The 25494-nt window shown below is 72.4% G+C and carries 31 protein-coding genes; 7 read left to right on the top strand and 24 right to left on the bottom strand.

All coding sequences use genetic code 11. From position 1 onward, the window contains the following. Positions 1 to 92: 92 nt before the first annotated feature. Entirely contained in the window at positions 93 to 650 is a 558-nt protein-coding gene (locus Sspor_RS23860; RefSeq protein WP_202200944.1) for a TetR/AcrR family transcriptional regulator, read from the bottom strand. 96 nt (positions 651 to 746) lie between these two features. Here Sspor_RS23860 and Sspor_RS23855 point away from each other — a divergent pair, with 96 nt between their 5' ends. Then, positions 747 to 1340 carry a DUF2867 domain-containing protein gene (locus Sspor_RS23855; protein WP_202200943.1) on the top strand — a complete coding sequence of 198 codons (594 nt, stop codon included), beginning with the start codon at positions 747 to 749 and terminating at the stop codon, positions 1338 to 1340. Between the two features lie 48 nt (positions 1341 to 1388). After that, positions 1389 to 1880, top strand: a complete 492-nt coding sequence (locus Sspor_RS23850; RefSeq protein ID WP_202200942.1) for a hypothetical protein — start codon at positions 1389 to 1391, stop codon at positions 1878 to 1880. A 64-nt stretch (positions 1881 to 1944) separates the two neighbouring features. Here Sspor_RS23850 and Sspor_RS23845 read toward each other — a convergent pair whose 3' ends face one another. After that, on the bottom strand, positions 1945 to 2703 hold the full coding sequence (locus tag Sspor_RS23845; RefSeq protein ID WP_202200941.1) for a phosphoglyceromutase: 759 nt from the start codon (positions 2701 to 2703) through the stop codon (positions 1945 to 1947). Positions 2704 to 2866: 163 nt separating this feature from the next. On the opposite strand from Sspor_RS23845, the gene Sspor_RS23840 reads away from it, so the two are divergent. Further along, the gene (locus Sspor_RS23840; protein WP_202200940.1) at positions 2867 to 4165 is read left to right on the top strand and encodes an MDR family MFS transporter; all 1299 of its coding nucleotides are present in this window, start codon (positions 2867 to 2869) and stop codon (positions 4163 to 4165) included. A 67-nt stretch (positions 4166 to 4232) separates the two neighbouring features. Here Sspor_RS23840 and Sspor_RS23835 read toward each other — a convergent pair whose 3' ends face one another. Further along, entirely contained in the window at positions 4233 to 4718 is a 486-nt protein-coding gene (locus tag Sspor_RS23835; protein ID WP_202200939.1) for a type III secretion system chaperone family protein, read from the bottom strand. Further along, entirely contained in the window at positions 4711 to 6081 is a 1371-nt protein-coding gene (gene mshA, locus Sspor_RS23830; protein WP_202200938.1) for a D-inositol-3-phosphate glycosyltransferase, read from the bottom strand. The genes Sspor_RS23835 and mshA overlap by 8 nt, the downstream gene beginning before the upstream one ends. A gap of 218 nt (positions 6082 to 6299) precedes the next feature. On the opposite strand from mshA, the gene Sspor_RS23825 reads away from it, so the two are divergent. The 3 genes from Sspor_RS23825 (at position 6300) to Sspor_RS23815 (ending at position 10126) form a co-directional block, all read left to right on the top strand. Beyond that, a complete protein-coding gene (locus Sspor_RS23825; protein WP_202200937.1) occupies positions 6300 to 7121 on the top strand; it encodes a class I SAM-dependent methyltransferase in 822 nt (273 codons plus the stop codon). 261 nt (positions 7122 to 7382) lie between these two features. Continuing rightward, complete coding sequence (locus tag Sspor_RS23820) at positions 7383 to 8432, top strand: C40 family peptidase (protein ID WP_252309467.1); 1050 nt, start codon at positions 7383 to 7385, stop codon at positions 8430 to 8432. Between the two features lie 305 nt (positions 8433 to 8737). Then, positions 8738 to 10126 (top strand): PP2C family protein-serine/threonine phosphatase, encoded by a 1389-nt coding sequence (locus Sspor_RS23815; protein ID WP_202200935.1) that lies wholly within the window; start codon positions 8738 to 8740, stop codon positions 10124 to 10126. Between the two features lie 75 nt (positions 10127 to 10201). Here the strand turns inward: Sspor_RS23815 and Sspor_RS23810 are convergent, their stop codons facing one another. The 8 genes from Sspor_RS23810 to Sspor_RS23775 form a co-directional block, all read right to left on the bottom strand. Continuing rightward, positions 10202 to 10543, bottom strand: coding sequence for a DUF2516 family protein (locus tag Sspor_RS23810; RefSeq protein ID WP_202200934.1), 342 nt, complete (start codon positions 10541 to 10543; stop codon positions 10202 to 10204). A gap of 141 nt (positions 10544 to 10684) precedes the next feature. Next, entirely contained in the window at positions 10685 to 11233 is a 549-nt protein-coding gene (locus Sspor_RS23805) for a hypothetical protein (RefSeq protein ID WP_202200933.1), read from the bottom strand. A gap of 32 nt (positions 11234 to 11265) precedes the next feature. After that, positions 11266 to 11640, bottom strand: coding sequence for a helix-turn-helix domain-containing protein (locus tag Sspor_RS23800; protein ID WP_202200932.1), 375 nt, complete (start codon positions 11638 to 11640; stop codon positions 11266 to 11268). 82 nt (positions 11641 to 11722) lie between these two features. Then, positions 11723 to 12316 carry a hypothetical protein gene (locus Sspor_RS23795; protein ID WP_202200931.1) on the bottom strand — a complete coding sequence of 198 codons (594 nt, stop codon included), beginning with the start codon at positions 12314 to 12316 and terminating at the stop codon, positions 11723 to 11725. A gap of 57 nt (positions 12317 to 12373) precedes the next feature. Next, complete coding sequence (locus Sspor_RS23790) at positions 12374 to 12814, bottom strand: hypothetical protein (RefSeq protein ID WP_202200930.1); 441 nt, start codon at positions 12812 to 12814, stop codon at positions 12374 to 12376. A 20-nt stretch (positions 12815 to 12834) separates the two neighbouring features. Further along, positions 12835 to 13599 (bottom strand): putative protein N(5)-glutamine methyltransferase, encoded by a 765-nt coding sequence (locus tag Sspor_RS23785; RefSeq protein ID WP_372499688.1) that lies wholly within the window; start codon positions 13597 to 13599, stop codon positions 12835 to 12837. Between the two features lie 12 nt (positions 13600 to 13611). Next, a complete protein-coding gene (locus Sspor_RS23780) occupies positions 13612 to 14856 on the bottom strand; it encodes a GNAT family N-acetyltransferase (protein WP_202200929.1) in 1245 nt (414 codons plus the stop codon). 46 nt (positions 14857 to 14902) lie between these two features. Beyond that, positions 14903 to 15478 carry an RsiG family protein gene (locus Sspor_RS23775; protein ID WP_202200928.1) on the bottom strand — a complete coding sequence of 192 codons (576 nt, stop codon included), beginning with the start codon at positions 15476 to 15478 and terminating at the stop codon, positions 14903 to 14905. Between the two features lie 136 nt (positions 15479 to 15614). Between Sspor_RS23775 and dtd the strand changes: the two genes are divergently transcribed. After that, positions 15615 to 16040, top strand: a complete 426-nt coding sequence (gene dtd, locus Sspor_RS23770; protein ID WP_202200927.1) for a D-aminoacyl-tRNA deacylase — start codon at positions 15615 to 15617, stop codon at positions 16038 to 16040. A 9-nt stretch (positions 16041 to 16049) separates the two neighbouring features. On the opposite strand, the gene ygfZ is transcribed toward dtd, so the two are convergent. The 12 genes from ygfZ to Sspor_RS23715 form a co-directional block, all read right to left on the bottom strand. Continuing rightward, positions 16050 to 17024 (bottom strand): CAF17-like 4Fe-4S cluster assembly/insertion protein YgfZ, encoded by a 975-nt coding sequence (gene ygfZ, locus Sspor_RS23765; RefSeq protein ID WP_202200926.1) that lies wholly within the window; start codon positions 17022 to 17024, stop codon positions 16050 to 16052. Positions 17025 to 17045: 21 nt separating this feature from the next. Next, on the bottom strand, positions 17046 to 17501 hold the full coding sequence (locus Sspor_RS23760; RefSeq protein ID WP_237403996.1) for a Fur family transcriptional regulator: 456 nt from the start codon (positions 17499 to 17501) through the stop codon (positions 17046 to 17048). 118 nt (positions 17502 to 17619) lie between these two features. After that, complete coding sequence (locus tag Sspor_RS23755; protein ID WP_030659031.1) at positions 17620 to 18192, bottom strand: heme-binding beta-barrel domain-containing protein; 573 nt, start codon at positions 18190 to 18192, stop codon at positions 17620 to 17622. Positions 18193 to 18473: 281 nt separating this feature from the next. After that, a complete protein-coding gene (locus tag Sspor_RS23750) occupies positions 18474 to 19463 on the bottom strand; it encodes a hypothetical protein (protein WP_237403995.1) in 990 nt (329 codons plus the stop codon). Next, positions 19460 to 20296, bottom strand: a complete 837-nt coding sequence (locus Sspor_RS23745; protein WP_237403994.1) for a hypothetical protein — start codon at positions 20294 to 20296, stop codon at positions 19460 to 19462. Before Sspor_RS23745 ends, Sspor_RS23750 begins: the two co-directional genes overlap by 4 nt. Next, positions 20293 to 21084: a hypothetical protein gene (locus tag Sspor_RS23740; protein ID WP_237403993.1), complete on the bottom strand. Its 792-nt coding sequence runs from the start codon at positions 21082 to 21084 to the stop codon at positions 20293 to 20295. The genes Sspor_RS23745 and Sspor_RS23740 overlap by 4 nt, the downstream gene beginning before the upstream one ends. A gap of 113 nt (positions 21085 to 21197) precedes the next feature. Beyond that, positions 21198 to 21461, bottom strand: coding sequence for a DUF3099 domain-containing protein (locus Sspor_RS23735; protein ID WP_202200924.1), 264 nt, complete (start codon positions 21459 to 21461; stop codon positions 21198 to 21200). Between the two features lie 145 nt (positions 21462 to 21606). Beyond that, on the bottom strand, positions 21607 to 21897 hold the full coding sequence (locus Sspor_RS23730) for a DUF1416 domain-containing protein (RefSeq protein ID WP_030011783.1): 291 nt from the start codon (positions 21895 to 21897) through the stop codon (positions 21607 to 21609). Positions 21898 to 21962: 65 nt separating this feature from the next. Further along, a complete protein-coding gene (locus Sspor_RS23725; protein ID WP_202200923.1) occupies positions 21963 to 22808 on the bottom strand; it encodes a sulfurtransferase in 846 nt (281 codons plus the stop codon). 178 nt (positions 22809 to 22986) lie between these two features. Beyond that, on the bottom strand, positions 22987 to 23070 hold the full coding sequence (locus tag Sspor_RS41605) for a putative leader peptide (RefSeq protein ID WP_350206375.1): 84 nt from the start codon (positions 23068 to 23070) through the stop codon (positions 22987 to 22989). A 161-nt stretch (positions 23071 to 23231) separates the two neighbouring features. Further along, positions 23232 to 23948, bottom strand: a complete 717-nt coding sequence (locus tag Sspor_RS23720) for an LmeA family phospholipid-binding protein (RefSeq protein WP_202200922.1) — start codon at positions 23946 to 23948, stop codon at positions 23232 to 23234. 63 nt (positions 23949 to 24011) lie between these two features. After that, positions 24012 to 25484, bottom strand: a complete 1473-nt coding sequence (locus Sspor_RS23715) for a hypothetical protein (protein WP_237403992.1) — start codon at positions 25482 to 25484, stop codon at positions 24012 to 24014. Positions 25485 to 25494: the final 10 nt, after the last annotated feature.

The raw sequence follows: 25494 nt of genomic DNA, 5'->3' as shown, positions 1-25494 counted from the left end.
ACCGGCCGCACGCGAGGACGGGCCCCGTCCGAGTTCCCTCGGCCGGGGCCTTTCCCATGCGTGCGCGCGGAACCGTCCCGTACGTCCGCCGGCTATCTCAGGAGCCAGTTCCGGGTCAGCTCCATGACCTCCGCGCGGGTGCGAGCGCCGTGGTCGACGTGGATGAAGTGCTCGCCGATCCGCAGCGAGTAGGCGAGCAGGCAGCGGACCTCCACGTCGTCCTCGTCGGTGCAGATGGCGCGGAACAGCGAACGCAGGTACTCCATGCGCCGGTTGTCGGTACGCCGCACCCGCTGCGCGACGTCCTCGTCGCGCCGGGCCCAGTCGCGGATGGCGAGGTCGGCCGTGGTGCCCCTGACCGGCCCGTCGGCCGACGAGGCGATCGCGAACAGCCGCTCCAGCCTGGACCGCGCGTCTCCGCCGCCGCTCTCGACCTGCTCGATCACGGCCTCGGCGACCTCGTGCTCCCAGGTGTCGAGCATCTCGGTGAGCAGCGCGCCCCGGCTGCCGAAGTACCCGTAGAAGCCGCCCTTGCTGACGCCGAGCGCCTGCGCCAGCGCCTCGACTCGGACGGCCTCGGGGCCGCCGGCCGCGAGGGCCCGCAGCCCTTCCTCGATCCATTTACCGCGCGGTGTGCGGGTCGCGCCCATGCTGTGCTCCTCCTCAGGCGACCCCCGTCTATACGGTGCCGTATAGACGGGTGCTAACCTCGATCTATACGGCATCGTATAGATAGGGGCCGACCGATGAGACTCCCCAAGACCGCCCACACCTCCCGCCCCTGGCGGATCCACGAGATCGCCGGAGACTTCCGGGTCGAGGACGTGTGGGCACTACCGACCCCGGGCGGGCCCGACGACCTCGCCCGCCTGGTGCGCCAGTTCGCGGGGGGCACCGGGGATCCGGTCCCCTCCCCCGTGGCGCGCGTCCTCTTCGCGGCCCGCCGCGGGCTGGGCAGGCTGTTCGGCTGGGACAAGCCCGACGGCGGCCTCGGCACCCGGGTCCCCACCCTGCGCGACCGGCTGCCGGCCGACCTCCGCGAGGGCGAACGCGGCCCGGACCTGCGGTCGGCCCCGTTCACCTCGGTCTTCCAGACCCACGACGAGTGGGCGGCGGAGTCCGCCAACCGGACCATGCACGGGGTGCTGCACATCGGCTGGGTCCCGGACGGCAACGGCGGCTACCGCGGCCAGCTCACCGTCCTGGTCAAGCCGAACGGCCGCCTCGGCAGCCTGTACATGCTGGGCATCAAGCCGTTCCGCCACCTCGGGGTCTACCCGGCCCTGCTGCGCTCGATCGGCCGCGAATGGCACGCGAACCCGCCGACGGACGCGGCCTGACCCCTGCGTGCGACACTCCTGCCGGAGATCACGAGGGGGATGGGACGGATGCGCGGCAGGATCAGGACGCTCGCGGTGGTCGCCGCCGGGATCGGCGTCATCGTGGCGGGGGCGCTGCTGTCCCCGGACGGCGACGCCTCGGCCCGCAGCGCCTGGGTGGCGGAGCCGCCCTCGGGCGAGCGGTACAGCGGTCCGGACCCGGCCCGGGAGGACGTGCTGGGGGACTTCGACTTCGCCACGGCCGCTGCGGGCGCGGGCCCTGCGCAGGCCCGCGGCTCCGCGCTGCACGCGTCCGAGTGCGTGGCGGCCCGGGCTCACGACGGCCCGGCCGACGACGAGCAGCTGATCACGATGGTGAGCCGGTTGACCGACCGCGGCTGGCGGGTCACCCGGCGCCGTACCGCCCCGACGGCGGTGGCCATGGCCAAGGGCACCTGGGATGTGACCATCATCCCCGAAGGCCCGACCGACCCGCCGTTCCTCTCCCTCCTCGCCCTCCGCATCACCCCGGCCTGCGAGAAGCTGCTCGACTCCCGGTAGCGGGCGGCCAAGAGGCCCCCGGCCCGCTGGGATCAGCGTGCCGGGGGCCTCTTCGAGCGTGGGGTTACTTCTTGCCCTGGTTCTTGACGGCCTCGATGGCGGCCGCCGCGGCGTCCGGGTCGAGGTAGGTGCCGCCCGGGGTCAGGGGCTTGAAGTCGGCGTCCAGTTCGTAGAAGAGCGGGATGCCGGTCGGGATGTTCAGGCCCGTGATGTCGGCGTCGGAGATGCCGTCCAGGTGCTTGACCAGGCCGCGCAGGGAGTTGCCGTGCGCGGCGACCAGGACCGTGCGGCCCGCCAGCAGGTCCGGGACGATGCCGTCGTACCAGTACGGCAGCATGCGCTCGACGACGTCCTTGAGGCACTCCGTGCGCGGACGCAGCTCGTTCGGGATCGACGCGTAGCGCGGGTCCGCGGACTGCGAGAACTCCGTGCCGTCCTCCAGGACCGGCGGCGGGGTGTCGTACGAGCGGCGCCACAGCATGAACTGCTCCTCGCCGAACTCCGCGAGGGTCTGCGCCTTGTCCTTGCCCTGGAGCGCACCGTAGTGGCGCTCGTTCAGGCGCCAGGAGCGGTGCACCGGGATCCAGTGGCGGTCGGCGGCCTCCAGCGCGAGCTGCGCCGTGCGGATCGCGCGCTTCTGGAGGGAGGTGTGCAGCACGTCGGGCAGCAGGCCGGCGTCCTTGAGCAGCTCACCGCCCCGGACCGCCTCCTTCTCGCCCTTCTCGGTGAGGTTGACGTCCACCCAGCCGGTGAACAGGTTCTTCGCGTTCCAGTCGCTCTCGCCGTGGCGGAGGAGGATCAGCTTGTACGGTGCGTCGGCCATGCGTACGAGCCTAGTGGACGCCCGGCGGCGCTCGCGCGCGGCGCCCGGTCCCGGCGGATTGACGGCAGGCGTCAATCCGGTGGCGTTCGAATCCCCGACCCTCGTAATGTGCGGACTGCAAGAGTGACGCTTACAAACTGACGCCCCCGGGGGGAACTTCTCCATGCCCGTCGCCCGTATCGGACAAGCCGCCCGGGAGAGCGTGTCGGGGCTGCCGACCGCGTTCTGGTGGCTCTGGACGAGCACCCTCGTGAACCGGCTCGGGGCCTTCGTCGCCACCTTCATGGCCTTGTACCTGACCCTGGACCGGGGCTACTCGGCCTCCTTCGCGGGACTCGTGGTCGCCCTCCACGGGCTCGGCGGCGTGCTCTCCTCGCTCGCCGCCGGTGTGATGACCGACCGGCTCGGGCGGCGGCCCACGCTGCTGGCGGCCCAGGCGTCGACCGCCTTCTCGGTGGCGCTGCTCGGCTTCATGGAGCACCCGGCGGCGATCGCTGCCGTGGCGCTGCTGGTCGGCGTGACCTCGAACGCCTCGCGCCCGGCGGTCGCGGCGATGATGGCGGACATCGTCCGCCCCGAGGACCGTGTACGGGCCTTCGCGCTCAACTACTGGGCCATCAACCTCGGCTTCGCCGTCAGCGCGACCGCGGCGGGCGTGATCGCGGAGTACAGCTATCTGGCCGGCTTCCTGGGCGAGGCCGCACTGACGCTGGTCTGTGCGGTGCTGGTCTTCGTCAAGCTGCCCGAGTCCCGTCCGGAACGGCCCGTGAGCGGGTCGGCCGGCGCCGCCGACGAGCCCGCGATCGGGCTCGGGACGGTGCTGCGGGACGGGCGGTTCATGGGCGTGGTCGGGCTGTCGTTCCTGATCTCGCTGATCTTCACGCAGGGCTCGGTCGGCCTGCCGGTCGCCATGGGCTCCGCCGGCTTCTCGCCCGGGGACTACGGGCTGGTCATCGCGGGGAACGGGCTGCTGATCGTGCTGCTGCAGATCCCGGTCACGGGGTTCATCGAGCGGCGGGACCCGCAGAAGCTCCTGGTGATCTCGGCGCTGCTGGCCGGGTACGGGTTCGCGCTGACGGCCTTCGCCGGGCCGCTGTGGACGTACGCGCTGACGGTGTGCGTGTGGACGCTGGCCGAGATCGTGAACTCGCCGACCCAGATGAGCCTGGTCGTACGGCTGTCGCCGGTCCACGGGCGCGGCCGCTACCAGGGGGTCTACAACCTGTCCTGGGCGGTGGCCTCGCTGGTGGCGCCCCTGATGGCGGGCCTCCTGATCGACCGGTTCGGGGCCGACTGGCTCTGGGGGGCCACGGGCGTGCTGGGCACGGTGGCGGCGGCCGGCTACTGGCTGCTGATGCGGGGGCTCTCCGAGGGCGACGCGGGCCCGGGCGCGGCCGTGGCCGTGGCCGGTGGAGCTCCCCGACCGGCGGCCAAGCCGGTTCCGGCCGACGCCGAGGTGTAGCGCGGCCCGGGCCGCTGCCGGGGCTCCGGCCCCGGACCCCGCGCCTCACGCGCCGGCGAGGCCGTATCTACGACGGACGCGTCAGGTGCTTGAAGGCGTCGAGGTTGAAGGTCGGCTCGCCGCGCGAGACCCGCCATTCGTACTCGCGCCGGATCGCGCTCGCGAAGCCCAGCTCCAGCAGCGTGTTGAAGGAGCCGTCCGCCGCCTCCAGGACCGTGCCGAGCAGCCGGTCCAGCTCCTCCGGGTCCACGACCGACAGCGGGAGCCGGGCCGTCAGGTAGATGTCGCCGAGGCGGTCCACCGCGTACGCCATGCCGTACAGCTTGAGGTTGCGCTCCAGCAGCCAGCGGTGGACGCCCGCCTCGTTCTCGTCGGGATGCCGGATCACGAAGGCGTTGACCGACAGCGAGTGCCGGCCGACCTTGAGCGAGCAGGTGGTGCTCAGCTTGCGGGTGCCGGGGAGCTGGACGACGTACGAGCCCGGCTCGGGGCTCTCCCAGCTCAGCTCCGCGGCGGTGAGCGCGCTCTCGATGATCTCGGCGGTGTCAGCCATGGTGGGAGCGTACGCGACGGCGATGATCATGCATGGCCGCGGTGTAGACGTCGGCCGTGCCGCTCGCCGCGGTGTCCCAGCCGAAGAACTGCGCGTGCCGCGCCGCCTCGGCGCCCATCCGGTCCGCGAGCGCCGGCTCGTCCACGAAGCGCCGCAGCTCCCGCGCGTAGTCCACCGGGTCGTGCCCGGGTACGAGGATCCCCGTGACCCCGTCGTTGACGGCGACGGGCAGCCCGCCGACCTCGGCGGCGAGCACCGGGGTCCCGGCGGCCTGGGCCTCTATCGCGACGAGCCCGAAGGACTCGCTGTAGGAGGGCATGACCAGCACGGACGCCGCCCGGAACCAGTCCGCGAGCCCGTCCTGCGCGACCGGCGGGTGGAAGTGCACGAGGTCGGCGATGCCGAGCTTCGCGGCGAGCTTCTGCAGGCCCTCCGGCTTGGCCAGGCCGCTGCCGCTGGGCCCGCCGACGACGGGGACGAAGAGGCGGCGGCGCAGCGAGGGGTCCTGGTCGACCATGACGGCGACGGTGCGCAGCAGGATGTCGGGGGCCTTCAGCGGCTGGATCCGCCCGGCGAAGAGGGGGATGACGGCGTCCTGCGGGAGGCCGAGGCGGGCGCGGGCGGCGGAGCGGCCGTCGCCGACGGTGAACCGGTCGAGGTTCACGCCGGGGTGGACGACGGCGACCTTGGTGGGGTCGGCCTCGTAGTGCCGGACGAGCTCGTCGGCCTCCTCGGCGGTGTTCGCGATGAGCCGGTCGGCGGCGGCCACGATCTGGGTCTCGCCTATGACGCGGGCGGCCGGCTCGGGGGTGTCGCCCTCGGCCAGCGCCGCGTTCTTGACCTTCGCCATGGTGTGCATGGCGTGCACGAGCGGGACGCCCCAGCGTTCGGCGGCGAGCCAGCCCACGTGGCCGGAGAGCCAGTAGTGGGAGTGGACGAGGTCGTAGTAGCCGGGGCGGTGGCCGGCCCAGGCCTGCATCACGCCGTGGGTGAAGGCGCACAGCTGGGCCGGGAGCTCCTCCTTGGCGAGGCCTTCGTAGGGGCCGGCGTCCACGTGCCGTACGAGGACGCCGGGTGCGAGCTCGACCACGGGCGGCAGCCCGCCGGTGGTGGCCCGGGTGAAGATCTCGACCTCGATGTTGATCGCGGCGAGCCGCTTGGCCAGCTCGACGATGTAGACGTTCATCCCGCCGGCGTCGCCGGTGCCGGGCTGGTGCAGCGGTGAGGTGTGCACGCTGAGCATGGCCACGCGGCGCGGCTTGCGGTGGTGGCCGACGGCCGGGAGGCGCAGCCGGGGCGGCTCGTGGCGGGTGGCACGGGCGGCGGCGAGGCGGCCGCTGAGGCGGGACACGTACTGGCTCAAAGGACCAGTCCTCTCGGCTCGGACGGCGCGCGCACGACGCTCGGACGACATGCGGGACGGCATGACGGCGAGGGCGCGTAGGACGCCCTGCAAGGAGTGCAACCCGGATGGCAGTCCCCCGCATTCCGGGGTGTCCGGTTTTCCTGGAGGTTTCCTCGTATTCGGTGGCGCGTGACGGCATTTTCATGGTGCGCGGGCCCTCCGCTTACCCTCGGCTCATGGCCTCCCGCAGTACCCCGCCCTCCAGCCGCGCGCCCGGCCGCCCTGTGGGCTCGGTGACGCGCGGGACGACCAATCCGAACCGGTTGCGCCGGATGGACCGCTGGATCGCGGCCACCCACGGGGCCGCGCTGCGGCGCGCGGAGGCGCCGGTGGCGGTGGACCTGGGCTACGGGGCCGCTCCCTGGACGGCGGTCGAACTGCTGGCGCGGCTGCGGGACGCGGCGCCGCGGGTGCGCGTGGTCGGCATCGAGATCGAGCCGGCCCGGGTGGCGGGGGCGAAGCCGTACGAGCGGGAGGGGCTGAGCTTCCGGCACGGCGGTTTCGAGGTGCCGCTGGACGGTGGGGCCCGCCCGGCGCTGATCCGTGCGGCGAACGTTCTGCGCCAGTACGACGAGGAGCAGGTCGCCGAGGTCTGGGCGCGGCTGTGCGGGCGGCTGGCCCCGGACGGGTTGCTGGTGGAGGGGACCTGCGACGAGATCGGGCGGCGGCATGTGTGGGTGGCGCTGGGCCCGGAGGGGGCGCGCACGGTGACGTTCGCGACCCGGCTGGGCTCCCTGGAGCGCCCGTCGGACCTGGCGGAGCGGCTGCCGAAGGCGCTGATCCACCGCAACGTGCCGGGCGAACCGGTGCACGCGTTCCTGCGGGACTTCGACCGGGCGTGGGCGGCGGCGGCCCCGTACGCCGCCTACGGGGCACGGCAGCGCTGGATCCGGACGGCGCGGGCGCTGGCCGGCGACTGGCCGCTGGTGGACGGGCCGCGGCGGTGGCGGCAGGGCGAACTGACGCTGCCCTGGGAGGCGTTGCGCCCGGTGGGGTGAATGCGGCGCGCGGCGGAACCGGGGGCGGGGGCGGTCCGTTGAACCGTGCGGGGCGGGAACGGCGTCCGTTGGGGCGGACAAGATCGGATCGCCGTCCACAAGGGTGTTGGAATTCATCGACTCGTGGCACCATCCCGATGGCAGCGACAAGTTACTGATGAATAGTCAGATCTGATACGGGATCTGGCTCGGGTGCCTGGGGGGACCATGGGAGCCGCAAGGCAACGGCGAGGCGCAAGCACTCTCGTGCTGCTGTGCACGATGGCGATACTGACGGCGCCGGGCCTCGCGACGGGCCTCGCGTACGCGGCTCCGGCGGCGCCGCCCGCGCCCGCCGCACCGACGGCACCGGCCGCTCCCCTGCCCGGACCGGGCGGCAAGTCCCTGGAGCAGGTCCGCAAGGAGATCGAGGAGCTGTACCGGCAGGCGGGCAGCGCCACGGACGCCTACAACCTCGCCGAGGCCGAGACCAAGGCCCAGTCGGCCAAGATCGTCGAGATCGCCAATCTCATCGTCGCCGGCAAGGAGCGGATCGCCACCCTGAAGAACCGGGCGGGCGCCGCCGCCCGCGCCCAGTACCGCTCGGGCGGGATGCCGCCGGGCGCGCAGCTGGCGCTGAGCGACGACCCGAACCACTACCTCGACGGAGCGGGCCGGCTGCGCCAGGGCGAGAAGGCCGCCTCCGACATGCTCTCCGAACTGGACCGGACCCAGGCCGACTTGCAGCGCTACGCCCAGGAGGCGGGCGAGCGCTGGGAGACGCTGGAGGCCAACCGGATCAAGCAGGAGAACGCGAAGAAGGAGATCGAGGAGAAAATCAGGACCGCGGAGGACCTGGAGAGCAAGCTGCAGGCCGAGGAGAAGGCCCGGCTGATCCAGCTGGAGCAGGAAGCCCAGTACAAGGCGCAGACGGCGTGGCTGTCGACGGGCGCGATGAAGGACGTCAGCGGCAAGGCGACGGATGCGGGCAAGCGGGCCGTGCAGTTCGCCACGGCCCAGATCGGCAAGCCGTACAAATGGGGTGCCGTGGGCCCCGGGTCCTTCGACTGCTCCGGGCTGACCTCCCAGGCCTGGCTGGCGGCGGGCCGGGGCATTCCGCGCACCTCGCAGGAGCAGTTGCGGCTGCTGCCGAAGGTCGCGCTGAAGGACATGCGCCCGGGCGACCTGATCATCTACTTCGACGACGCGAGCCACGTCGGCATGTACGTGGGCGACGGAGCGATGGTGCACGCCCCGCGCCCCGGCCGGGACGTGACGCTGGCGGGCGCCGGCTCGATGCCGATCAAGGCAGTGGTCCGCCCCGACGCGTAGCCCCCGCGGGGCGGCCCGGCGCTCCGGCCGGGGCCGGATGCGCGGGCCGGGGCCGGATGCGCGGGCCGGGGCCGGATGCGCGGGAGGGTGACGCAGGCAACCTCGCGGGGCTCGGACACGTCTCGCTGGACGGGACGGAACACGGCCCCGCCGTGACCTTTGTCATCCAGTGAGGCCGATTTTCCCCCGCGATAACCGCATATGACGCAGGCCCTCGCCAAGAACGGCATTCCGTTTGTCGGGCAGGGACCGCTAGGGTCTGCCGGACGAGCGCACCCTCGGGGGGAGGGAAGGAACCGGAGACGATGCCCGTACCCGTACCGCGGCAGAGGGACATCCCTGCCACGGAGAGCGGTCAGGCCGTTCTGCACACCGCCGCCCCGGCCATAGCCGCCCCGGGCGTCGCGCAAGCGACCCCTCAAGCGGCCCCGCACACGACCCCCCTGACCCTCCTGGTCATCGAGGACGACCCGGCCGGCGGCCTCACCGTCCCCGAGATCCTCGACGCGGACGGCCACCGCATCCGGCTCCGCACCGCCCGCAACCTCACCGAGGCCGAGCGGCTGCTCACCCCCGACGTGCACTGCATCCTCCTCGACCTGTCCCTTCCGGACGCCAGCGCCCGTACGCCGGGGGCCGCGGCCAACGGCACGGCCCACAGCTCGGCGAACGGGACCGGGACCGGGACCGCGATCGGCACCGCCACCGCCACCGCCGTGGACCAGCTGGTCGCCCTCCGCCAGGTGCTGCGCCTCGCCCCGCGCCACGCCGTCCTCGTACTCACCGACGAGGACGACGCCGAGCGCGCCGCCGAGGCCGTCCGGGTCGGCGCCCAGGACTTCCTCTTCCGGGACGAGCTGGACGGCCGGCTGCTGAGCCGCGCCATCCGCTACGCCGTGGAGAGAAAACGGGCGGACATCGCCCAGTACAAGCTCGCAGAATCGAAACTGCGCGCCCAGGAGAACGCCCGGCTGGAACGCGGGCTGCTCCCCACGCCCCTCCTGGAGGGATCCGACCTCCGCTTCGCCGCCCGCTACCGCCCCGGCCGCAGCCGGGCCCTGCTCGGCGGTGACTTCTACGACACCGTCCGCACGCCCGACGGCACCGTCCACGCCATGATCGGCGACGTCTGCGGCCACGGCCCCGACGAGGCCGCGCTCGGCGTCGAGCTCCGCATCGCGTGGCGCGCCCTGACCCTGGCCGGACTCTGCGGCGACGACCTGCTGGCCACCCTCCAGGAGGTCCTGGAGGTGGAGCGGCCGTGCGAGGAGATCTTCGCGACGCTGTGCACGGTCGACATCGCCCCGGACGGCCGTCGCGCCGGCCTGTGCCTGGCCGGCCACCCGGCCCCGCTGATATCCCGGCCGGGCCGCCGCGCGCGGCTGCTCCCGTACGAGAACAGCGGCCCGGCCCTCGGGCTGCTGCCCCGGGCCCGCTGGCCGCGCCGCCAGGTGGAGCTGGGCGGCACCTGGAGTCTGATGCTGTACACCGACGGCCTCATCGAGGGCCACATCGGCGAGGGCAAGGAACGTCTGGGCCAGGACGGCATGGTCGACATGATCAACCGCCACCTGGACCGCGGGCTGAGCGGTGAGGGCCTGCTGGAGGCCTCCGTCACCGAGGCCCGCCGCCTCAACGGCGGCGAACTGACCGACGACGTGGCCGTGGTCCTGCTGTCCCGCGCCGAGGGCTGAGCCCACCGGGCCCCGGCCGGGGCGCGCCGCGTTCGCGGCCGCCGCGCGCAGCCCGCCCAGGCCGTCTCTTCCGGCCTAGCGTCCGCCGTTGTAGGGCCCGTACGGCCCGTCGCTGCTGCTGCCGCCGCCGCGTCGGCCGCCGCCGCCCGAGACCTGCTTGAGGGCCGGGCGTACGTCGACGAAGAACACGATGGTCGCGACGAGACCGGCGATCTGCAGGAACATCATCCCCGGGACGAAGCCCACGGCCACGGTGACGCCGAGCAGGACCAGCCAGAAGGTCTTGCTCTGCTTCTCGGCCGCCCGGTACGCGTCCTCCCGTGCCACCAGGGCGAACACGAAGGCCACGACGGCGAGCACCCGCATGGCGAGCATGAGCAACGGGATCACGCCCAGATCGAACCCGTTCATCAACATCGCTTCGACCGCCTTCTCAGCTACTGCTTCACACTTCGGATGCCGCCCGACTCCACGCTACCGGCACGTGCCCCTTCATGAACCACAACGGGCCGGGCACCTGAAGGGTGCCCGGCCCGCCGTCGCTCATGCGGCTGCGTCTCAGCTCGCGTCGTCCGCCGTGACCGCGGCCTTCTTGGCCGGGCTCTTGCGCGCGGTGGTCTTCCTGGCGCCGGGCTTCTCCCCGTCGGCGGCCGCGGCCACCGGCTCCGGCGCCGGCTCGGCCACCGGCTCGGCCTCGGGCTCGACGGCCACGGCGATGTCGACGATCTCCGCGGAGACCTCGCCCCGCCAGTTCCGTACGGCCTGCTCGCCGTGCACGGCGACCTTGTCGTAGGTCTCCTTGGCGCGCACCGCGTACTCGGCGGCCACGCCGACACCGCGCAGCGCCAGGTCCTGGGCGGTCTCCCCGAGCTTCTTCGGGTCGATCGCGCCGAGCACCTCGGCGAACTTGGCGGTGACCGCGTCCTGCACAGCCTTCGGGTCCGTGTTCTTCACGGCCTCGATGCGCGCGGGAGCCTCGGCGCGCAGCTGCTCGATCAGGTCGGGCACCTTCTTGGCCTGCTGCACGGCGAGATCGGCCGTGCCCGCGGCGAAGTAGAGGGGAGTGGGGTCGGTGAGGGTCTTCTTCAGGTCATCGGCGATGGCCATGTGCTGGTCCTCCCGGATCAACTTCGGTTCGTCTACGACGGCATCTCGTCGGCGGGCGCATCGAGCGCGTTCTCCTTGCGGAACGACTCGTAGATCTGGAGCAGCACCTGCTTCTGCCGCTCGTTGATGGACGGGTCGGCGAGTATGACGGCTCGCGTCTCCACCTCGTCCGGGTCCCGCTCGTCCAGGATCCCGGCCTGCACGTACAGCGTCTCCGCGGAGATCCGCAGCGCCTTGGCCAGCTGCTGCAGGATGTCCGCGCTCGGCTTGCGCAGCCCGCGCTCGATCTGGCTCAGGTACGGATTCGACACCCCCGCCTGCTCGGCCAGCTGCCGCAGCGAAAGCTGGGCCTGCCGGCGCTGCTCACGGAGGTACTCGCCGAGATTTCCGACGTTGAGCGATGCCATGCTCAGATCCTGCCCGACCTTGCTAACTATTGCAAGCGACATGCTTGCAGCATCTCCCACCCGGCGGCGGGCGGCGATCCGCTCAGTCGCCGAACTCGAGCCCGGGCCGGGTCCACAGGGTGAGGTCGCTGCTGGTGGCGACCGCCAGGGTGCGGCCGGAGGGGGAGAACCCGGCTGCGCGGAGCTCCGAGTAATCGGAGTGGAAGACGTGCCACCAGCTCCCTCCCGGCGGGCCTTCGTGGGCCCCGCCGTCGACGGAGAGGATGACGCGGTCGCGGGGCCACTCGGGGCTGACCACGTCCAGGGTCCAGCCGTCCGGTGTGGTGCGGTGCAGGCCGCCGCCGAAGAGTCCGGCGATGCGTACCGGGGCGCCGGCGATCGGGCCGAGCCCGGGGCAGGCGAGGTCCGGGTGGGCGTCGGGGGTGCTCGTGTCGAAGTCCGGGTCCCGGTCGCGGGCGATCCTCTCGCCGGTGACCGCGTCGAAGAGTCCGTGGCCGGCGCTGGACACGACCATGACGAGGTCGTGCCCACGGTCGGGGTGGACGGCGAAGCCGATGCCGAGCAGGCCCCCGATGGGCGTCCGGCGGTCCGGCACCGGCCGCCAGGGCTCCGGGGCCGGCAGCGCGGGGGCGGCGATGTAGCGCTCGCGCAGCCTCTGCTGGTACTCCGTGATCAATTTCGTCTCCTCGGTTCCCGAACCACGCGTAGGTCTTCTTGCGCCGGACCCGCTCGCCTACGGGATGGAGAGCCGCACCTCCCGCAGGTAGCCGGCCGGAGGTCCCGGCCGCGGCAGGCTCACGCCGGAGTGCGGGCCCGGCCCGAGGGCCTCCAGGACCTCGGCGGCCGGGTACCCGAACAGGTCGACGCCGTGGAGGACCACCGGGACGGCGGACGGCCCGGCCGGTTCCGGCCCGCACCGGCCGAGGTGTACGGCCGCCAGACCGTGGCGGTCGTGGCCGGTGCGGCCGAGGCGGTCCGGGCAGTCCCCGTAGGCGAGCAGTTCCAGGCCTTCGCAGCGGGCGGTGAAGGCCCAGCCCGTCCCGCAGACCCAGGTGTCCCGCACGTCCGCCAGGGTCGCGACGGCCCACCGGGCCGCCCGCCCGGACATGCCGAACCGCAGGACGCCCGCCCGGTTCGGCAGGGCCAGACCCGTGCGCGGCAGCACCTCGAACACCGCTGGGCCGCCGCGCGGCGTCAGGCCGTGCCGATGACCACCGTCGCGTACAGCTCCTCCGAGGTCACCGCCCGGACCGCGAGGCCCGCGGAGGTCAGGGCCGAGGCCGTCGACGGGGACTGGCGCGCGCTGGTCTCGATCAGCAGGTGGCCGCCCGGGGCCAGCCAGGGCAGGGCCCCCGCCGCCACCCGGCGGTGGATGTCCAGCCCGTCGGCCCCGCCGTCCAGGGAGACCAGCGGCTCGTGGTCCCGCGCCTCCGACGGCATGAGGGCGATCTCCTCCGTCGGCACGTACGGGGCGTTGACCACCAGCACGTCCACCCGTCCGCGCAGCGCGGACGGGAGCGCCGCGTACAGGTCGCCCTCCCACACCCGGCCGCCGTACGGGGCAACGTTGCGCCGCGCGTACGCCAGCGCCGCCGGGTCGATGTCCGCCGCGTGCAGCTCGACGCCGCCCGGCAGGCCCGCGGCCACCGCCGCGCCCAGGGCGCCGACCCCGCAGCACAGGTCCAGCACCACGGCACCGGGCCGGGCCAGCGCCACCGCCTCCTGTACCAGGAACTCGGTGCGCCGGCGCGGTACGAAGGCGCCCGCGCCGACCTCCATGCGCAGGCCGCAGAACTCCGCCCAGCCGACCACGTGCTCCAGCGGTTCGCCGCCCACCCGCCGGGCCAGCAGCTCCGCCAGGTGGTCGGCATCGGCGGCGGCCCCGGTCAGGAGCTCCGCCTCCTCCTCCGCGAAGACGCAGCCCGCCGCGCGCAGGGATTCCACAAGTGATGTCAACAAGCTCAGTCCTCTTCAGAAGATGTCCGGGCACCACGGGTTGCGCGCGGTACGGAACACCGCGTCGGCCAGCGCGGCCGCCCCGGGCCGCTGCTGCGTCACCCGGCCCAGCGCGGCCAGCCGCACCGCGGAAGTGCCGCCCAGGTACAGGGAGCCCAGTTCGGCCACGTCCAGCCGCAGGTCCGCCGGCGCCTCGGTCCGCTCGCACACGCCGGTGCCCGCGTCCAGCCGGTAGCGGCCCGCCGCCGGGCCCGTCTCGTCCGTGACCTCCAGGACGAGCACCCCGGGCACCTCGTACGTGCGCGCGCCCAGCGCCCGTACGACGTCCAGCACCCGCACCCACAGGAAGTCCGCGGTGGTGAGGACCCGCGCCGCCCGCGGGTCGGGCAGCAGCTGCGGGGCGAGGTCGTCGGGGGCCCGGTAGCCGGTGCGGACCTTCGTCACCCAGTCGATCGAGCACAGGAACTGCCACAACGCCCGCTCCGCCTGCGGGGTGACGGCCAGCAGGTACTTGACCTGCACGGTGTTCTCCGGAAGCTTCGCGTCCGTCCAGTGGTCGTCCGCGCTGTACACGGCGAGGCCGGCCACCTCCCCCTCCGCCGTCCGGTACACGGCGTGGAAGTTGTCCTTGTACGGCCGGTACGACCACTCCTCCAGGCCGGTCGCCAGGCTCCACCAGCGCTCGTCCCGGTTCACGGCACCGGGCGTGAGCGCCCGCAACCGCTCGTGCAGCCCGGGCCCCACCCGCCGCACCTCCTCGACGTCCACCAGGTCGATGCGGCCGCCGTCGACGGGCGCCGACAGCCTCCGGTCGAGCCCGGTGCGCGGTACGTCGATCTCCCACTCCACGAGGGAGGTCGCGGGCCCGAACCCGTACCGTCCGTAGATCGGGTACTCGGCGGCGATCAGGGTCATCAGCGCGTCACCGCGCGCCTCGGCCGCCGCGAACTCGCCGGCCATCATCCGGGTCAGCAGACCCTGCCGGCGGTGGGTGGGCAGCACGGCCACGTTGGAGACGGCCGTGGAGCGGACGGCCGCCCCGCCGGGCACGGTCAGCTCCTGCGGGAAGGAGCGCAGGGCCGCCACGCAGCGGCCGGTGTCGGGGTCGAACGCCCCCTGCATCCGGGAGAAGTCGCAGTACTTGGCGCGCTGCGCGATGTCGGACTCGGTCACCCGGGGGCTGACCAGGAAACCGGTGTGCACGGTGCGCACCCAGTCGGGGAGTTCGGATTCGGCTATCGGCCGGATGTCAGCACTCATAGCGGCCCACGCTAATCCCCCGACCGCCTCCGGTCGCCCGAATTTTCTACGCCAGCAGGTCGTCCACCTGCGCCTCTCCCTCCCGGTACCGGCGGGTGATCTCCGCACTGCAGTCGTCCACCGTGCGCTGGAGCTGCTGGCGGCGCCGCGAGACCTGCTGTTCGTAGCGCACCAGCCGCCCCATCCCGTCGTGCAGTTCGTCGTCCGTACGGGCGCCCAGGTCCGACAGCTCCACGTCGGACAGCATCTCCGCGGCCAGCAACCGGTACTCCTCGCTGTGCGGGGTGCCGAGCGTGACGTGCCGGGCGGAGGCGCTGCGGCTGGAGGGGGCGTCGGCCAGGATCACCGAGAGCCGGTCCACCACCGGCGCCTCGGGGTCCGTCCGCCGGGCCAGCTCCGCCCGCAGGATGTCGATGCGGCCCTGGAGCAATCTGCGTACGTAGCTCAGATCGGCCTCGTCGCGCTGCGCGTCACGGCGCAGCGCGCGCAGTTCCGGCAGCCCGAGCGCGGCGGTCGGGGCCGGCGGCCCCTGCGTCTCGGCCGTGCGCTGCGCGGGCGGTCGTACCGCGGCAGCTGCGACGGAGGCGGGTGATGCAGGTACGGAGGTACCAGAAGTATTCATGCGTTCAGGTCCGTCCCCTCGACCGGTGCGGCGCACCCGCACCGCCTTCGTGCATCGTGCCACTCCCCGTGGCCCCCATGCAGTCCCAGTGCACCCGATCGGCCCCGGACGGGTGCAAGCCTGGTACACAGGTGGTATGCGAGCAGTGGTGCAGAGGGTGGACGGCGCGAGCGTCGTCGTGGGCGGCGAGACCGTGGGCGAGATCGTCGGCGAGGGGCTGTGCGTGCTGGTGGGGGTGACCCACGACGACACCCCGGAGAAGGCGGAGCTGCTGGCCCGCAAACTGTGGTCCGTGCGGATCCTGGAGGGCGAGAAGTCCTGCAGCGACAACGGCGCCCCGCTGCTGGTGATCTCCCAGTTCACGCTCTACGGCGACGCGCGCAAGGGCCGCCGGCCCACCTGGAACGCGGCGGCTCCCGGCCCGGTGGCCGAGCCGCTGGTGGACGAGGTCGTGGCACGGCTGCGCGCCCTGGGCGCGACGGTGGCGACGGGCCGGTTCGGCGCGGACATGCGGGTCTCGCTGACCAACCACGGCCCGTTCACCCTCGTCATCGACGTCTGACCGCGGCGGTCAGGGCGCTACGACGACCTCCTGCGCGGCGGCCGTCTTCCCGGCCAGCAGCGGCGCGTCCACCGGCACGTTCCGCTTGACCAGCGCGAGCGCGATCGGGCCCAGCTCGTGGTGGCGGACGGCCGTGGTCACGAAGCCCAGCTGGCGGCCCTCCTCCCCGTCCGAGGCGAGCCGCACCGGGGTGCCGTGCGCCGGGAGCAGCACCTCCGAGCCGTCCAGGTGCAGGAAGACCAGGCGGCGCGGGGGCTTCCCCAGGTTGTGGACGCGGGCGACCGTCTCCTGCCCGCGGTAGCAGCCCTTCTGCAGGTGCACGGCGGTACCGATCCAGCCCAGCTCGTGCGGGATGGTGCGGTGGTCGGTCTCCAGGCCGAGCCGCGGCCGGTGCCCCTCGACGCGCAGGGCCTCGTACGCGAGCAGACCCGCGGCCGGGCCGTGCGCGGCGGCGAAGGACTCCAGCTCGGCGCGGGGCAGGAAGACGTCCCGGCCGTACGCGGTCTCCCGGACGACGTGCTCCTTGTCCTGGGCGACCTCGGCGATGGAGCCGGCCGGCAGGTGCACGACCGCGAACTCCTCGGTGCGGTCGGCGACTTCGACGCGGTAGAAGAACTTCATGGACTCCAGGTAGGCGATCAGCTCGCCCTGGGTGCCCGGCTCCACGTGCGCCCACGTGGTCTCCCCGTCGTCGACGAGGTAGAGCGCGTGCTCGATGTGCCCGTTGGCGGAGAGGATCAGCGCCTCGGTGGCCTGCCCGGCCGGCAGCTCGGTGAGGTGCTGGGTGAGCAGCAGGTGCAGCCAGCTCAGGCGTTCGGGCCCGCTGACGGTGACGACTCCGCGGTGCGAGAGGTCGACGAAGCCGCGCCCTTCCGTGAGGGCGCGCTGTTCGCCGTACAGCTCGCCGTAGTGGGCGGCGACGCCCTCGTCACGGCCTTCGGCCGGTACGGCGCCGGGGAGATGGAGCAAGGGGCTGCTGGTCATGGGACCAAGCGTACGACCCTGCTACGACTGGGCGGCACGCTGCTTCGCGGCGCACTTGCGGCACAGGCCGAAGATCGCGAAGTGCTTCATGTCGGTCTCGAAGCCGAAGGCGCCACGGAGCTTCGCGGTGAACTCGGCGGCGATGTCCACGTCCGCCTCGATGACCTCGGCGCAGTCGCGGCAGACCAGGTGGATGTGGTGGTGCCGGTCGGCGAGGTGGTAGGTGGGGGCCCCGTGCCCGAGGTGGGCGTGCGAGACGAGCTTCAGCTCCTCCAGGAGCTCAAGGGTGCGGTACACGGTGGAGATGTTGACCCCGGAGGCGGTCTTGCGCACCTCGGCGAGGATCTCGTCCGGAGTGGCGTGCTCCAGGGCGTCGACCGCTTCCAGCACGAGCTGGCGCTGCGGTGTCAGCCGGTATCCGCGCTGCCGCAGGTCGCTCTTCCAGTCAGAGCTCTCGGTGTCCAGGCTGCTCCCCACCCGGCCAGTGTATGCGCGCGAAGGGGACCGCGGGCGATCCCGCGGTCCCCTTTCGCACAGCCTTTCGCACAGCCGTGCGCACAGCCCGTGGGCGCGGTCGCGGACCGGGCCCGTGGACTCAGCGGAAGAAGGCGATGCCGTCGTCCGGCATGTCCGGGAGGTTGCGCGCCATCTCGGCGACCTCCTCGGGCGTGACGACCTTCTTCAGCTGGGCCGACATGTACGGACGCAGCTCGACGTCCGGGGTGGCCTTCTCGCCGACCCACATGAGATCGCTCTTCACGTAGCCGTAGAGCCGCTTGCCGCCGCTGTACGGGCCGGAGGCCGCGGTACGGGCGACCGCGTCGGTGACCAGGTCGATCTGGGGCTTCTGGTCGGCGAGCTCGCCGTACCAGACCTCGACGACGCCCTGGTCGCGGACCATGACGATCTCGACCTTGCGGTCCTTGTCGATGCGCCAGTAGCCCGACTCGGACTCCAGCGGGCGCACCTTGTTGCCTTCGGCGTCGAGGACCCAGGTGTGGGAGGTGTACTCCAGGAAGTCCCGGCCGTCGTGGCTGAAGACGACCTCCTGGCCGAAGTTGCACTTCTCCTCACCGGGGAAGTCGAAGACTCCCGCACCCTCCCAGTTGCCGAGGAGGAAGGCGAGGGGGACGAGGCCCGGGTTCAGGTCGGACGGGATCTGGATCATGAATGGCTGCTCAGGCGATCTGTCGGAGGGGTTCCGGGGCGGTCTGCTGGGCGGATGCTCAGCGCTGACCCTGGTACAGCTTCTTGACGGCCAGGCCGGTGAAGGCCAGGACGCCGACGCAGACCAGGACCAGCAGGGAGGTGAAGACTGCCTCAAGCACGGGGTGCTCCTCGGAATTCGTTCAGGGGGTACGGGCCGGTTCCCAAGCGTACTGGCCCGGGGCCGGGCGCACCGTGTGAGGTGGCCCGTACCCCGGCCGCGGGCCCGGATCCGGGCTGCGGTCAGCTCAGCAGCTGGCTCTGCAGGATCACCGACTGGTGGAAGGGGACGGAGGCCACCTCGCCCTTGCGGGTCTGGATGACCATGCCCAGGACATCACCCGACTGGAGGCACCCGACCTTGGTCTGCTCGCCCCCGAGGACGGGCTTGATCTCCTGGTACACGCTGACCTCGCTCTCGCCGGCCATGCCCGAACCCGGGAAACGCAAGGGGACGATGGCGCTCTGTGTGCCCTTGACCCCGGTCCAGACGTCGTCCAGCTCCAGGGCCGAGACGCCGTTCAGCCGTGCGTTGGTGTCACAGCCCTTGAAGGCGTCCACGAAACCCGACGCGTGGAAGCGCAGCAGGTAGACATGCGTACGGGTGCCGTCCGGCATCGTCCAGCCCCGGCCGGTGATCTGGCGCAGCCCATCCCATTCGAGGGACTGCTTCAGCTTCTCGCGCACGTCGGGCGCGTACTCCTCCAGGAAGACGTCGGCCGACACCGCCCCGTCCTTGTCCGCCTTGACCGCGTCGTCGGCCTTGGCGCCCTCGGGAGCGGGCAGGAGCAGACCGGTGAGCTGCGCGTAGTGCGTCTCTTCCTTGTTGTCCGGGCCCTGGGCCAGGGGGGCGCCCGCGGGCAGCGCCGGTTGCGACAGCGCCGGGAACGTCCAGCGGCCGTCGTCCGTCGTGGAGAGGCCCGGGATGCGGGTGCGCTCGGGCAGGGTGATCCCGTAGGCGACCCCCGCGCCGACGACGGCGAAGACGGCGACGGCGGCGGTCCAGCGCAGTGCGGCGAACAGGCGTCGCCGGTCCTTGGGCGCGATCGGCGCGGCCTCCGGGGCTACCTCCTGAGCGGCCTCGGGGGCGGGGGCGTCCGAGGCCGCGGCGGCCGCCGCCTCGGGGCTCTCCGGCGTCCGCGGGGCCGGACCGGCAGTGGGCCCGGGCACGAGCCCGGCCTCGGGCTCCTGCTCACGGCCGGGCTCGGTGCCGGTGGTGGTCTGCTCGCTCACACGGACTCCCCGGGGGACTTGAGGTGGTTCAGCTGTTCCTTGAACAGGCCTACGGCATCGCTCGCGTGGAAACCCGGGGACCACCCGTAGGTCCGGTAGGTCACCAGCACGTCTCCCTCGAGGGCCACGCATTCGAGGGTGGCGATCTCCTGCTTCTTGCCGTCGACGACGGAATCGAGCGCGCACTTGGCATCGGGGAAACCGTCCACCTTGGGCGCCTGACCGTCGGCCGCGGTGAGATCGAGGAGCTTCTTGGCGAACTCGGCGAACTTCCCCAGTTCCTTGGGGTCCGCCTGCATGAGCTGGATCTCGGAGACCATCGCTCCGCCGCCGTTCCCCCGGGCGTAGCTGCGCCCGGCCAGGCCCTTGAGCTTCAGATCCGCCAGCGCCTTGTCCCGCGCCTCGCGGTCACCGGTGGACAGTCCCGAGTGGTCGTCCTTGAAGGCCTGCACCGCCCGCTCGCCCGAGACGAAGTAGTCGTTGCCCTCGGCATCGATGTCGGGGCCGGGCCAGTATCCCGTGGCCAGCGGCAGGAGCTTGGCCTTGAGCTCGGCCGCCGGCACGGGCGGGATCGGGGCGGGCGAGCCGGTGGGCGCGCTCTCCGCCATCCAGTACCGCGTCGGCGCGGTCCGCTCGGCATCGTCGAGCACGGCGGAGGACCACAGGCCCCCGCCCACGAGGACGACGACGCCCACGGCCGCCGCCACCAGCCCGACCGTCCGGGTCTTCACCCTGCGCGCGGGCCCGGTGGCGTCCTGGGCGTCCTCGTTGACGGCGTCCGGCACGGCGTCCGCGACGGCTCCGTTCTCGTTCTCGTTCTCCCGCTCGCTCACAGCCGCTCCATCTGCCGCTTGGCCAGGTCGGCCACGACCTTCTCGTCGACCTCGCCTCGGTTGTTCACGTAGGTGATGTGCATGACGATGTCGCCGCGGCGGACCACCGCGGTGCCCCGCCGGACCGGGAGGTAACCGGGCTTCTCACTCGCCTCGGAATTGATCCACAGGTGGCCGAAGTCGGCGGGAACACCCGGAACCTCACTGCCCGCGTTGCCCGCGTGCTTCGTGGTCGGCATGTAGGCCTCCACTCCCGACTGGAACCCCTCGGCCCCGTGCCGGTTCTGGAACTGGAGCAGCCGGATCTCGACGAAGTTCGTGTGGTCCTCGGACCACCGCTCGGTGGCGATCCTGCGGACGCTGTACCGGATGAGGGAGCCGATCCCCGCGGGAGGGTTCGCGTAGAAGTCCGCGGCGAACTCGTCCGGGGACTGCCCGCCCGAGAAGGCGACCGTCGCGCCCGCGGGGGCCTCCACCAGCTTCGCGACGAGGTCCTCGTCCGCCTTGTGCCAGCGGTTGGCGTTGATCGAGCGCAGGCTCGTCGCGTCGTTCACCGCCAGCGGCTTCGGGGCGGCGATGTCCTGCTGGGCCAGCGGCGGCAGCGGGGTGGGCTCGCGGTGGTACTGGACCGCGTAGCCGGTGATCGTCCCGGCGAGGACGCCGAGTACGGCCGCGCCCGCGATCAGGAGGGTGGTGCGACCCGTCCGGCGGCGCGGGGTCGAGGTGTCCGGATCCGGTGCGCTCTCCTCCCCTTTCCGCTGCTCAGGAATGGTCTGTTCGTGTTCCAAAGGAGTCCCCCACAAAACCGGCGGCGCGGGCTGGATACCCGCGCGTACCCCTTGACCCACACCTGCGGGGAGCAGTTGTACGAACGTAGATCACGTTCTCGTCTCGTGAGGTTTCAGTCCTCGTGACGCCGCTTTCCGTCCAGTTCGTCCCACCACTCGTCGGACTTCGGATCGCCCGAGGGGTCGTCCCACCAGCGGTCGTCCGGGCCGCGCCGGTTGGCGATCATCGCGGCGACCGGCGGGATGACCATGGCGACCACGCACATGGCCACCGCCGCCTCCACCGAGAACAGGCGCACGAAGGCCCAGGCGGACACGAAGAGGAGCAGGCATCCGCCCATGAGCAGGAAGTAGACGCGCCGGCGCCGGGCGTACATGCCTCCAGCGTAGGTCCGGCGCCCCCGCGCGCAAGGGCACGGACGGACGCGGACGGCACGAAGGGCCGCACCCCGTCCCAGTGGCGTCCAACCCCCGGGGGTGCGGCCCTTCGGCCGTTCGATCAGGCGATCACATGTGCGGTGCTCAGACCGCGATCGCCACGTCCGTCACGCCGCCGGCTTCGGCGACGACCACGGCACGGTCCGCCTGGGCACCCGGGACGAGCGCCCGCAGCGTCCAGGAGCCGGTGGCCGCGTAGAAGCGGAACTGGCCGGTCGCCGAGGTCGGGACCTCCGCGGTGAACTCACCGGTCGAGTCCAGCAGGCGGACGTAGCCGGACACCGGCTCGCCGTCCTTGGTGATCTGGCCCTGGATGGCGGTCTCACCGGGCTTCAGCGTCGCGAGGTCGGGCCCGCCGATCTGTGCTCCACACATGTTCTCTGTCCTGTCCTAGAGAGGTCGTACTACGAGGGCGTCGCGTGCCCGGTCGTCCGGTCTGGTTACTTGTTGGCGCCGAGCTCGATCGGCACGCCGACGAGCGAGCCGTACTCGGTCCACGAACCGTCGTAGTTCTTGACGTTCTCCTGGCCCAGGAGCTCGTGCAGCACGAACCACGTGAGCGCGGAGCGCTCACCGATGCGGCAGTAGGCGATGGTGTCCTTCGCCAGGTCGACCTGCTCCGCCTGGTAGAGGGCGGTCAGCTCGTCGTCCGACTTGAAGGTGCCGTCGTCGTTGGCGTTCTTCGACCACGGGATGTTGCGGGCGCTCGGCACGTGGCCGGGGCGCTGCGACTGCTCCTGCGGGAGGTGCGCCGGGGCGAGCAGCTTGCCGGAGAACTCGTCGGGCGAACGGACGTCGACCAGGTTCAGGGAGCCGATCGCGGCCACGACGTCGTCGCGGAAGGCGCGGATGGAGGTGTCCTGGGCCTTGGCCTTGTACTGGGTGGCCGGGCGGTTCGGGACGTCCTTGCCGTCGACCAGGTCGCGGGAGTCGAGCTCCCACTTCTTGCGGCCGCCGTCGAGGAGCTTCACGTCCTGGTGGCCGTAGAGCTTGAAGTACCAGTAGGCGTAGGACGCGAACCAGTTGTTGTTGCCGCCGTAGAGGACGACGGTGTCGTCGTTGGAGATGCCCTTGGCGGAGAGGAGCTTCTCGAAGCCCTCCTGGTCCACGAAGTCGCGGCGGACCGGGTCCTGGAGGTCGCTCTTCCAGTCGATCCGGACGGCGTTGGTGATGTGGTTCTTGTCGTACGCGGACGTGTCCTCGTCCACCTCGACGATGACGACATTCTCGTCGTTCAGGTGGGCCTCGACCCAGTCGGCGTCTACAAGGACGTCGCTGCGGCTCATGGTGTTCTCCTCCGGGGCAGTGTGCGGCGGGGCGGTGCGGGTGACGCGTGTGCTGCGTGCCTGCGGGTGCGCTCAAGGTCCTGCGCGGGGAGGCGTCAGGCGTTCAGGAGGCTGGTGCGGTCACGCGGGAAGGGCCGTAGGGCCGTCGTCCGGTCGGTGGAGCGGATGCGCTCACAGGTCACATGGATCGACAGAGCATGGCGGCGACGCGACACAGGTCTACTGCCCGTCGCTTCGTGAGGTCCGCCTGCTGATGCTTCATAGCCATGGATCGTAGGGACGAATCAGCCGCCCTGTCACCGGCGTGTCATATACCGAGACAGGATCGTCCGAATAGTGGGATGAGAAGCCTCCGAGGCGGCCGCCGCACCGCCCCCGGACCCGCCGTGCGGCCCGTCCTTCTGCGGATCGGACCGCACTGTCTCACGATCCGGCCACCACGACGTTCGTACCGCCCAGCGTGAGGTGCACACCGGCCTCGTCCGAGGTCAGGGAGGAGAGCTGCAGCCCGGCCGGCATGCCGCTGCTGAGATCGCGGTCGAAGTCCGTCTTCTTGCGGATCAACTTCTCGACCAGCGGAACGCCCGCGCCGGGCACCTGGTCGGCGTGCACGCGGACGATCTTGCCGCCCTTCCCGCCGGGTGCCTCCTCCAGGGTGACCGTCGACACCACGCTGTGCGTCAGGGCCTTGCCGGCGACCTCCACGGCCGCGGTGACCTTCACCTTGCCCGGCGCCCCGCCGTAGGAGAGGGTCGCGCCGGTCTGGGAGGCCGCCGTCAGGTCGGCGTAGGTGATGAGCGCGCTGCCCTCGGCCCGGTCGGCGGTGCCACCGCTGTAGTCACCGTTCAGCTTCACGCCGTGGAAGCTCGCGTCCAGCTCCGAGAGCCGCGTCTTGCGGTCCTCGGCGGTGACCTCCACGCCCCGCAGCTTCAGGTCGACCCGGCCGAGGTCACGGCTGAGCACCTGGGTCAGGAAGGGGAAGCCGTGGACCTCCACCTCCGCGGAACCGGCCAGGCCCTGCCGCGCCTGTATTCGGTCGGCCAGCCGGTTCTCGACGTAACTCGCGGCCCAGCGGTCCACCCCCACGAACAGGGCCCCCAGAACCACTCCGATGATCACGATCACGCGCAGGAAACGCACGTTCCCTCCCCCTACTAATCGGTACGTGCGCTCTAGTTGACCATGCCCGCCGTCGGGCAGGGATCAGCCCACCACCCGGCCGATCAGGTACACGGCGGGAGCGGCCGCCGCGAGCGGCAGGGCGACGCCGGCCGTCATGTGCACGAACTTCGACGGGTAGTCGTACGCCGCCACGCGCAGCCCGACCAGCGCGCACACCCCGGCGGCGAGGCCGATCAGCGCCCCGCCCGTACCGACCGGGGTCATCCCGCCGATCGCGATACCGGCGCCGGCGGCCGCGGCCAGCGAGACGCCGACCGAGGGGGCGGTGGGCAGCGGCAGCGCACGGGCGAAGACGGCGACCGCGACGGCCGCGGCGCCGACCGTGGCGGCCGCGGAATCGGCCGCGAGGTAGCCGGCGCAGATGATGGCGAGGGCGGCCGAGGCCACCGAGGCCATCAGCCCGTACATCCGCTCGTCGGGGTCGGCGTGGCTGCGCAGCTGCAGGACGAGCGTGAGCAGCACCCAGGCGCCGAGGGTCCCGACGATCGCACCGGGGCCGTACGAGGGGTCCACGGCGAGCACGGCCGCGTCGGCGACCAGCGCTCCGGCGAAGGCGAGGGCGATGCCCTGGCGGGCGGGCCACATGCCGTTGAGGCGGAACCAGCCGGCCGCCGTGAGGCCCTGGAGGGCGATCAGCGGCAGGAGCAGGGCGTACTGCCCGAGGGCGGCGGCCACGGCGAGCAGCAGCCCGAGGACGGCGGTCAGTATGGCGGACTGCGGGCCGGGGTCGATGATCGGCGACCGGCCCTCGGCGCGTGCCTGGGCGGGGTCGACGGCGCGCAGGGTGTTGCCGGAGAGGGTGGGCGGGGACCAGGAGGTGATCTCCTGGGGCTCGCCGGGGGCCTCGGCGGCCGGGTCCCCGGCCGGGTCGGCCGCCGCCTGGGGCGGCAGGTAGGCGGTCTGCTCGACCGGCGGCTCCTGCTGAGGCTGCTCGTGCTGCGGCTCGTGCTGCGGCTGGTGCTGCTGCTCGGGGCCCGGGTACGGCGGCAGGTAGGCCGTCTCGGCGGCACCCTGCGGCCAGTCCTGCACAGGGGCCGCGGCCGGGGCCGGGGCCTGCGGCTCGTCCCGGAACCAGCCCTCCGGAGCCACCGGCTGCTGGTACTGCGGCTCGTGCTGCGGCTGGTGCTGCTGCTCGGGGCCCGGGTACGGCGGCAGGTAGGCCGTCTCGGCGGCACCCTGCGGCCAGTCCTGCACGGGGGCCGCGGCCGGGGCCTGCGGCTCGTCGCGGTACCAGCCGTCCGCAGCCGCCGGCTGCCGGTACGGCTCCGGGGCCGCCGGGGCCTCGTCCCGGAACCAGCCCTCGGGCGCGACCGGCTGCCCGGGCACCGCGCCCAGCGGCGGATGCACCGGCTGGTAGCTGGTGTCCCAGGTGTCGGACTGCCAGGTCTGGGTCCCGTACGGGTCCTCCTGCTGCGGGTCCTGCTGGTGCTGCTGGTGCTGCTGGTGCTGCTGCTGCGCGTACTGCCGGCGCTGCTGTTCCTCAGGCGTACTCATCGGCTCCCGC

Origin of the sequence: Streptomyces spororaveus, from assembly GCF_016755875.1 — a bacterium.
GTDB classification, from domain to species: Bacteria; Actinomycetota; Actinomycetes; order Streptomycetales; family Streptomycetaceae; genus Streptomyces; species Streptomyces spororaveus.
Note: the sequence above shows the minus strand (reverse complement) of the source record. Positions and strands in the feature narration are given on the sequence as shown.